At 65.0% G+C, this 9,012-nt stretch carries 7 protein-coding genes; 6 read left to right on the top strand and 1 reads right to left on the bottom strand.

The annotated features are described in order from the left end of the window. The first annotated feature begins 574 nt into the window (after window positions 1–574). From NKI35_RS30890 to NKI35_RS30870, 5 genes are all read left to right on the top strand, one after another. Entirely contained in the window at window positions 575–1,807 is a 1,233-nt protein-coding gene (locus tag NKI35_RS30890; RefSeq protein ID WP_023687602.1) for a 3-methyl-2-oxobutanoate dehydrogenase (2-methylpropanoyl-transferring) subunit alpha, read from the top strand. A gap of 2 nt (window positions 1,808–1,809) precedes the next feature. Continuing rightward, complete coding sequence (locus tag NKI35_RS30885) at window positions 1,810–2,823, top strand: alpha-ketoacid dehydrogenase subunit beta (protein ID WP_023687603.1); 1,014 nt, start codon at window positions 1,810–1,812, stop codon at window positions 2,821–2,823. A 2-nt stretch (window positions 2,824–2,825) separates the two neighbouring features. Further along, window positions 2,826–4,229: a dihydrolipoamide acetyltransferase family protein gene (locus tag NKI35_RS30880; protein WP_352742574.1), complete on the top strand. Its 1,404-nt coding sequence runs from the start codon at window positions 2,826–2,828 to the stop codon at window positions 4,227–4,229. A gap of 235 nt (window positions 4,230–4,464) precedes the next feature. Beyond that, complete coding sequence (lpdA, locus tag NKI35_RS30875) at window positions 4,465–5,853, top strand: dihydrolipoyl dehydrogenase (protein ID WP_352498845.1); 1,389 nt, start codon at window positions 4,465–4,467, stop codon at window positions 5,851–5,853. 204 nt (window positions 5,854–6,057) lie between these two features. Further along, window positions 6,058–6,924 carry a glycosyltransferase gene (locus tag NKI35_RS30870; protein ID WP_352561043.1) on the top strand — a complete coding sequence of 289 codons (867 nt, stop codon included), beginning with the start codon at window positions 6,058–6,060 and terminating at the stop codon, window positions 6,922–6,924. Between the two features lie 160 nt (window positions 6,925–7,084). Here the strand turns inward: NKI35_RS30870 and NKI35_RS30865 are convergent, their stop codons facing one another. Continuing rightward, window positions 7,085–8,188: a saccharopine dehydrogenase family protein gene (locus NKI35_RS30865; protein ID WP_352742571.1), complete on the bottom strand. Its 1,104-nt coding sequence runs from the start codon at window positions 8,186–8,188 to the stop codon at window positions 7,085–7,087. 150 nt (window positions 8,189–8,338) lie between these two features. On the opposite strand from NKI35_RS30865, the gene NKI35_RS30860 reads away from it, so the two are divergent. Beyond that, a complete protein-coding gene (locus tag NKI35_RS30860; RefSeq protein WP_023726713.1) occupies window positions 8,339–8,767 on the top strand; it encodes an Lrp/AsnC family transcriptional regulator in 429 nt (142 codons plus the stop codon). The last annotated feature ends 245 nt before the right edge of the window (window positions 8,768–9,012 follow it).

Here is a 9,012-nt window from a genome sequence, read left to right as displayed (position 1 = left end):
TTCCATGCCCACCCGCTCGGCATCATCGACACACGGCACATGAAGCTTGTCCGCCGCAGCGCCGCGCCAACCAATCCGCTTGGCGGTGCGGCCGACGCATAGGGGGAGAGAAGTGTCACCTATGTATCCGGTTCAAAGTGTTACCCATCTATCGGCTGGACACGGCGAAGCCGAGACGGAGTGGGGGAACCACCTGGCAATCGCCGCGAACGGACAAACGAAGGGCACTATCTCAAGCGTTGCCTAGCGCCCAAGGGTCGACCCCCACTCCGTCGAGCTTCGCTCGACAGCTCTCCCCCGATCGACGGGGGAGAGGAAAGCGCCAGTTCGCCGACCTTGATGCGTTCATCTCTCCCGGAGGCCGTGAAGTGACTATCCGCTGGAAATCCTGCAAAACTTTGCGCCTAATTGCGCGCCGCGCCCCAACATCGACAAGAAATTTCGCCGACATATCTGCATCTTGCGGTCGCCTGCCGGCCGACACGCCGGATGGGTTGCGGCGCCCCATGAATTGGCGCTGTGCCGGGCGCGCGGATGTGCAAATATCACCGCAGCAAATGGGAGGACCATGGTCATGACCGATGCTGGGATGTTGCGGTTTCATGTGCCGGAGCCGGAAGTGCGGCCGGGCGGAACGCCCGACTTCTCCAACGTGCCTATCCCCAAGGCGGGCTCGGTGCCGCGACCGGACATCGATGTCGATCCGCGCACCATCCGCGACATGGCGTTTTCGATCATCCGCGTGCTCAACCGCACCGGTGAGGCGGTCGGGCCGTGGGCCGGGCTGCTCACCGACGAGGAGCTGCTCGAGGGGTTGCGCCACATGATGACGCTGCGCAGCTTCGATGCGCGCATGCAGATGGCGCAGCGCCAGGGCAAGACCTCGTTCTACATGCAGCATCTGGGCGAAGAGGCGGTGAGCTGCGCTTTCCGTAAGGCGCTGGCGCCAGGCGACATGAATTTCCCGACCTATCGGCAAGCCGGCCTGCTCATCGCCGACGGCTATCCGATGGTCACGATGATGAACCAGATCTATTCCAACGAGGCCGATCCGCTCAAAGGGCGGCAGCTGCCGATCATGTATTCGTCGAAGGAGCATGGCTTCTTCTCGATCTCCGGCAATCTGGCGACGCAATACATCCAGGCGGTCGGCTGGGCGATGGCTTCCGCTATCAGCAACGATTCGAAAATCGCGGCGGCGTGGATCGGCGACGGCTCGACGGCCGAATCCGATTTCCATTCCGCACTGGTGTTCGCCTCGACGTACAAGGCGCCGGTCATCCTCAACGTCGTCAACAACCAGTGGGCGATCTCGACGTTTCAAGGCATTGCGCGTGGCGGCTCCGGCACCTTTGCCGCGCGCGGCCTCGGCTTCGGCATTCCGGCGCTGCGCGTCGACGGCAATGATTATCTCGCCGTGCATGCCGTGGCCAAATGGGCGGCGGAGCGGGCGCGGCAGAATCTCGGGCCGACGCTGATCGAATATGTCACCTACCGTGCCGGCGCGCATTCGAGCTCGGACGATCCGTCGGCCTATCGGCCGAAGACGGAATCCGACGCCTGGCCGCTCGGCGATCCGGTGATGCGGCTGAAGAACCATCTGATCCAACGCGGCGTCTGGTCGGACGAGCGTCACGCCCAGGCCGAAGCGGAAATCCTCGAGACGGTGATCGCGGCGCAGAAGGAAGCTGAAGGCCACGGCACGCTGCATGCCGGCGGCAAGCCGTCGACGCGCGAGATGTTCGAGGGCGTGTTTGCCGAGATGCCGCCGCATCTCAGGCGCCAGCGCCAGCAGGCGGGAGTCTGACCATGCCGAGACGGACCATGATCGAGGCGATCCGCGACGCCATGGACGTGTCGATGGCGCGCGACGAACGCGTCATCGTCTATGGCGAGGATGTCGGCTTCTTCGGGGGTGTCTTCCGCTGCACGGCAGGCCTGCAAGCGAAGTACGGCAAGAGCCGCTGCTTCGATGCGCCGATCAACGAATCCGGCATTGTCGGCTCCGCCATCGGCATGGCCGCCTATGGGCTGAAGCCATGCGTGGAAATTCAGTTTGCCGACTACATGTACCCGGCTTACGACCAGCTGACGCAGGAAGCAGCACGCCTGCGCTACCGCTCGAACGGCGATTTCACCTGCCCGATCGTTGTCCGCATGCCGACCGGCGGCGGCATTTTTGGCGGCCAGACGCACAGCCAGAGCCCGGAAGCGCTGTTCACCCATGTGTCGGGGCTGAAGACGGTGGTGCCGTCCAATCCTCATGATGCCAAGGGGCTGCTGATCGCGGCGATCGAGGATCCCGATCCGGTGATTTTTCTGGAGCCGAAGCGGCTCTATAACGGACCGTTCGATGGCCATCACGACCGACCGGTGACGCCATGGTCGAAGCATGAACTGGGCGAGGTCGCCGACGGCCATTACACGGTGCCGCTCGGCAAGGCGGCGATCCGCCGGGCGGGCTCGGCCGTCACCGTGCTCGCCTACGGCACCATGGTCTATGTCGCGCAGGCGGCCGTGGAAGAAACCGGCATCGATGCCGAGATCATCGATTTGCGGACCCTGCTGCCGCTCGATCTCGACGCGATAGTCGCTTCGGTGAAGAAGACCGGACGCTGCGTCGTCGTGCACGAGGCGACACTGACCTCCGGCTTCGGCGCCGAGCTGTCGGCGCTGGTGCAGGAAAATTGTTTCTACCATCTGGAAGCGCCGGTGGCGCGCGTCACCGGTTGGGACACGCCCTACCCGCATGCGCAGGAATGGGATTATTTCCCGGGGCCGGCCCGTGTCGGCCGCGCGCTTCTCGAAACCATGGGAGCCTAGGGATGGGCGAACACATCATCAAGCTGCCGGATGTCGGTGAAGGCGTCGCCGAGGCCGAACTTGTGGAGTGGCACGTCAAGGTCGGCGACCTCGTGCGCGAGGACTCGGTGCTTGCCGCCGTGATGACCGACAAGGCGACGGTGGAAATACCTTCGCCGGTCGATGGCGAGATCCTGTGGCTGGGCGCCGAGATCGGCGACACGGTGGCGATCGGCTCGCCGATCGTGCGGCTGAAAGTGGCGGGGGAGGGCAATGTCGCCGAAGGCTCGAAATCGTCAGAGGTCACGGCGGCACCGACCCCCACCCCTGCCGGGGCGAGCCACGGGTTTCGCCCGTCCTCCGGACCCCCACAAGAGGGAGGCGTTTCGGCCACGAAATCCGACGCCAAGTCGCCACCACCTGCACCAGCAGCCAAAAGCGCACGGGCAGCTGAGACTGAATCCCCCTCCCCCTTGTGGGGAGGGGCTAAGGGTGGGGGTGCTGCGCCGACATCTAAAGGTGCGGCACCCTCCGGCGCGCCGCGCCCGGAGGGCGAAAAGCCCCTGGCGTCGCCCGCCATCCGGCTCAGGGCGAAGGAGGCGGCGATCGATCTGCGCCAGGTGTCGGGTACCGGCCCTGCCGGCCGCATCAGCCACGAAGATATCGAGGCATTCCTGGCACGCGGACCGCAGGTAGCGAAGGCGTCGGGTCTGGCGCGCAATGACAGCGTCGAGGATATCAAGGTCATCGGACTGCGGCGCAAGATCGCCGAAAAAATGTCGCTGGCGAAGTCACGCATCCCGCACATCACCTATGTCGAGGAGATCGACGTCACAGCACTTGAGGAGTTGCGCGCGGCGCTCAATAAGGAAAAGCGCAAGGGTGTGGAGAGGCCGAAGCTGACGCTGCTGCCGTTCTTGATGCGGGCGATGGCCAAGGCGATTGCCGACCAGCCCAACATCAACGCGCTGTTCGACGACGAGGCCGGCATCATCCATCAGCATGGCGGCGTCCATATCGGCATTGCCGCGCAGACGCCGTCGGGCCTGGTGGTGCCGGTGGTCAAGCACGCCGAGGCGCGCGACCTCTGGGATTGCGCGGCCGAGCTCAATCGCCTGGCCGAAGCGGCGAAGTCCGGCACGGCCAGCCGCGACGAGCTGTCGGGATCGACCATCACCATCACCTCGCTCGGCGCCATGGGCGGCGTGGCGACGACGCCGGTCATCAATCATCCTGAGGTGGCGATCGTCGGCGTCAACAAGATGATGGTGCGGCCGGTCTGGGACGGCACCCAGTTCATCCCGCGCAAGATGATGAACCTGTCATCGAGCTTCGATCACCGGGTGGTCGACGGCTGGGATGCGGCGGTGTTTGTGCAGCGGATCAAGGCGCTGATTGAGACGCCAGCGCTGATATTTGTGGATTGAGGGGCGGAACGACCGAGATGACGGCGGGACAGCGCCCCCCTCTGCCTTACCAGGCATCTCCCCCACAAGGGGGGAGATTGGACGTCACGCAGGGTTTCGCCAATCTCCATCGTTGCAGGAATGAGCGAAGCGAAGAAGCTGCTGATCTCCCCCCTCGTGGGGGAGATGTCCGGCAGGACAGAGGGGGGCGCGAAGGATCGCGACGGAACATTCCCTCGCATCAAAGGGTCACGCCATGAAAGAAATCTCCTGCAAGCTGCTGGTCATCGGCGCCGGGCCCGGCGGCTACGTCTGCGCTATCCGTGCCGGCCAGCTCGGCATCGATACGGTGATCGTCGAAGCTGGCAAACCGGGCGGCACCTGTCTCAATGTCGGCTGCATCCCGTCCAAGGCGATGATCCATGCGGCGGAAGAGTTCGAGAAGGTCGCGCATATGGCCGGCGGCAGCAGTCCGCTCGGCATTTCTGTGGCGGCTCCGGTGCTCGATCTCGGCAAGACGGTTGCGTGGAAGGACGGCATTGTTAGCCGGCTGACCGGGGGCGTTGCCGGGCTACTGAAGAAGGCCAAGGTCAAGACCGTCTATGGCTGGGCGACGTTCCGCGACGGCAAGACCGTCGCGGTCGAGACCGAGACCGGCACCCAGATCATCCGCGCCGAAACGGTTGTGATCGCCACCGGCTCGGCGACGGTGGAACTGCCGTTCCTGCCGTTCGGCGGCCCGGTGATTTCATCCACAGAAGCGCTGGCTCTCGGCGAGGTGCCGAAAAAGCTCGCCGTGGTCGGCGGCGGCTATATCGGGCTGGAACTAGGCATGGCGTTCGCCAAAATGGGCGCCGCGGTGACCGTGGTCGAGGCGCTGCCGCGCGTGCTGGCGCAATATGATGCGGAACTGACCCGGCCGGTGGTGAAACGGCTGGCCCAGCTCGGCGTCGAGGTGATGCTTGGCGCCAAGGCCAAGGGGGTCAAGGGCGACGCGCTGCTGGTCGAGACCGCGGACGGCAAGAGCACCAAAATCGCGGCAGACAAGATCCTGGTCACGGTCGGCCGCAAGCCGGTGACGGAGGGCTGGGGCCTCGATCAGATCGATCTCGACATGGCCGGCAAGTTCATCAAGATCGACGACCAGTGCCGCACCTCGATGCGCGGCATCTATGCCATTGGCGACGTCACCGGCGAGCCGATGCTGGCGCACCGGGCGATGGCGCAAGGCGAAATGGTGGCCGAGATCGTCGCCGGCCACAAGCGCAGCTGGGACAAGCGCTCGATCCCGGCCGTCTGCTTCACCGATCCGGAGCTGGTGACGGCAGGGCTAACGCCGGAGGAGGCGAAGGCTTCAGGCGAAATCAAGATCGGCCAGTTCCCCTTCGCCGCCAACGGCCGGGCGATGACGAAACTCGGCGAGGACGGGTTTGTTCGTGTTGTCGCCCGCGCGGACAACCATCTGGTGCTGGGCATCCAGGCGGTCGGGCAAGGCGTGTCGGAACTGGCGGCGGCGTTCGGCCTGGCGCTGGAAATGGGCGCGCGGCTGGAGGATATCGCCGGGACCATCCATGCGCATCCGACGCAAGGCGAAGGCTTCCAGGAAGCGGCGCTGAAGGCGCTGGGCCACGCGCTGCATATTTGAAGTGCGCTTACCCTCCCCCTTGTGGGGAAGGGTCGATCGCGGAGCGGAGTGGGGTGGGGGTCCTCGCCGACCGTCGGCGCTCCCCCCACCCCGTCTCGCATCTCCGCTTCGCTCCGACCGCGAGCCGACCCTCCCCACAAGGGGGAGGGTGGCCGCCCAGCCGTCGGTTGTCGCAGATCAGCGGAATGTACTAAGTGTCGGTCCATGGACACCGGCCTGAAGAAATACATCGCCATACGCTACAACATCGCCGCTGGCTTCAAGCCAAGCCAGTGGGACGGAAAGGGCCGCGCCAATCTCGACCCGGTCTGGCTGGTCGAGCGCCTGGCGTTGTTCGACACCTATTGCGCGTCGTCGCTCGAAGGCCAGTCGCTGAAGGATTTTACCGTCCTTGTGGCGTTCGATGCCGATACGCACGAGAACTATATTCGCACCGTGTGCAGCTGCGTGGCCGGTGTCGACGTCAGGCCGATCCTTGTCGAGGCCGGCGAGGATTACAATGATCGCTTCAATGCCTTCGTCCAGGCCGATACCGATGCCGACTATGTTTCGCTCACGCGGCTCGACAGCGACGACGCGCTGGCGCCGACCTTCATGGAGCGCGTCGAGCACTACGCGCGCCGGGAGATCGAAAAGCGTGTGGTGGACCTGCAGCCGCTCTACATTGCCTTTCCGGACGGCCAGAATTTCGACACGGCAAGCGGACGCTACACGCACCACGACTATGTCACGTCGGCGTTCGGCACGCTGGTCGAAAGGAGATCGCCGGCGATGAGCGGCGTCTACAGCGAGCACCACGCAAAAATGGCGACGCGCTTCAACACCGTCGTGGCGGCATCGAAGGGCGCGCAATGGTGCATCGTCATCCATGACAACAACGCCGCCAACGTGTTGAGGGGCAAGCCGGTCTCGGGGCCCTCCTTCACGGTGGGCCGACCGGCTGTCGAACCCAAGGTGCCAGCGCGAAGGCAAAGCGCGCCACGACAGGCGACGCAGCCCCGCATTGCGCCGCGGACCGCGGGCAACTTCATCCGGTTTCTGCTCGGACGACCGATGGCTCTGCGGAAGTAGCGGGCGCTTCACCCTCCCCCTTGTGGGGAGGGTCGATCGCGGAGCGGAGCGGGGTGGGGGTCCTCGCCAACCGTCGGCGCTCACCCCCACCCCGTCTCGCCATCTCCGCTTCGCTCCGATTGCGCGCCGACCCTCCCCACAAGGGGGAGGGTGAAGTAGCTCAGCTTGCCAGCCGGCTTACCATCTCGTGCTGCGCATAAGCGCGCCCAAAACGATTGGCGAGAAACGCATCCAGCGCGATGTCTTCCTGCTTGACGAAACCGGTCGCCGGCAAGGTGCCGTCGGCCAGCATGTCGAGCACGGCGCAGATGCCGGAGGCGGTGGTGATCTGGATTGCGCTGCGCACCTGGTTGCCGATGCGCTGCGAATAGATCTTGTTGGCGTAGGTTTCCTGCAGCAGGCGGCCATTGCGGCGGCCCGAGACGGTGACGAAGACGATGACCACGTCCTGCAGCGTTGCCGGCAGGGCGCTCTCGAAGATATCCTTCAGCACGTCGCGGCGGTGGCGCAGGCCGAGATCGTTGAGCAGCGCCTTCATGATCGCCGCGTGGCCGGGATAGCGGATGGTGCGGTAGTTCAGCGTGCGCACCTTGCCCTTCAGCGTCTCGGCCAGCGTGCCGAGACCGCCGGAGGTGTTGAAGGCCTCATAGGTGACGCCGTCGAGCGAGAACTCTTCGCGCTCCTCCAGCGGCGGCACCTCGATCAGCTCGCCCTCGACGATCGCCTCGCAGGGTTCGCAATATTCGTTGATGACGCCGTCGGTGCTCCATGTCAGATTGTAGTTCAGCGCATTGGACGGGTATTGCGGCAGCGCGCCGACGCGCATGCGAACGCTTTCCAGCGTGTCGAAGCGGCTGGCGAGATCATTGGCGACGATCGAGATGAAGCCCGGCGCCAGGCCGCATTGCGGAATGAAGGCGCTCTTGCCCGAACGCGCCAGATCCTTGACGCGGCGGGTCGAGACGACGTCCTCGGTCAAATCGAGATAGTGCACGCCGGTGGCGGCCGCGGCCTCGGCGATGCGAGAGGTCAAATGGAAGGGGGCGGCGCTCAGCACGGCGAAGGCGCCGGCAAGCGCGGCCTCGAGTGCGCCCGGCGCTGCGATATCGAGCTCCAGCCCCTCGACGCCGGCGGGAAGTTCGGCCGCGGCAAGCTGCGCCGCCGCGCGGTCGACAACGGTGACGTGGTAGTCGCCGCTGTCGGCGAGCATGCCTGCAATGGTCGAGCCGATCTTGCCGGCGCCGACGACGATGATTTTCTTCATGACCTTGCCCCTCGTGAAAACTCTTTGGCCCAGACCGCCGCGCGGTGGACGCGATGCGTTCAAGAATCGCAGCTTGCCTGTCGAAAGGAAGCGTGGGATCGTCCGAAATGAACCCTGCAATTGAACGATACGCCGACGAGGTTCGTCGAAATGCTCAGTGACGCCGAACAAAAACTGCTTTCCCTGCTGCGCGCCAATGCCCGCGCGTCGACCACTGAGCTGGCGCGCCAGCTCGGCGTTTCGCGCACGACAGTGCAGAGCCGGATCGAGCGGCTGGAACAGCGCGGCATCATCACCGGCTATGGCGTGCGGATGGCGCCGGACTACGAGCAGGGGCTTGTGCGGGCGCATGTGCTGCTCACCGTCACGCCCAAGCTCGCCGACAAGGTGGTGCGGGCGCTGCAGGCGCTGACGCCGGTGAGGACGCTGCACTCGGTGAGCGGCAATTTCGACATGATCGTCATCGTCGACGCGCCGTCGATCAGGGACCTGGATGCGTTGCTGGACGAGATCGGGGCGATGGACGGGGTCGAGCGGACGTCGTCGTCGATAATTTTGTCGACCCGGATCGATCGGTAGGTGGAACGCATGAGCCGCTAATCTCCCCCGTGCGGGGAGATGGCCGGCAGGCCAGAGGGGGTCGGTTCGACTGGGCTCGGCCTACCTGCCGCTGCAGAAGGAGGTTAGCGCTCCGCGAGGCGACCCCCTCTGTCGCCTTCGGCGACATCTCCCCCTCAAGGGCATAGGCGCTAAGATAGCTTTGGCATGGACTGAAACTTGCGCTTTCGTGGTGGTTCGCGCCAGCGATATCGCAAGGCATGGAG

The sequence above is a fragment of the Mesorhizobium sp. M0676 genome, from assembly GCF_040320535.1.
Classification (GTDB): domain Bacteria; phylum Pseudomonadota; class Alphaproteobacteria; order Rhizobiales; family Rhizobiaceae; genus Mesorhizobium.
This window is presented reverse-complemented; position numbering and strand designations above follow the sequence as displayed.

Coding starts and splice junctions, on each gene's coding strand:
- NKI35_RS30870 (WP_352561043.1), top strand. CDS start 6,058: ATGGACACCGGCCTGAAGAAATACATCGCCATACGCTACAACATCGCC.
- NKI35_RS30885 (WP_023687603.1), top strand. CDS start 1,810: ATGCCGAGACGGACCATGATCGAGGCGATCCGCGACGCCATGGACGTG.
- NKI35_RS30865 (WP_352742571.1), bottom strand. CDS start 8,188: ATGAAGAAAATCATCGTCGTCGGCGCCGGCAAGATCGGCTCGACCATT.
- lpdA (WP_352498845.1), top strand. CDS start 4,465: ATGAAAGAAATCTCCTGCAAGCTGCTGGTCATCGGCGCCGGGCCCGGC.
- NKI35_RS30880 (WP_352742574.1), top strand. CDS start 2,826: ATGGGCGAACACATCATCAAGCTGCCGGATGTCGGTGAAGGCGTCGCC.
- NKI35_RS30860 (WP_023726713.1), top strand. CDS start 8,339: ATGCTCAGTGACGCCGAACAAAAACTGCTTTCCCTGCTGCGCGCCAAT.
- NKI35_RS30890 (WP_023687602.1), top strand. CDS start 575: ATGACCGATGCTGGGATGTTGCGGTTTCATGTGCCGGAGCCGGAAGTG.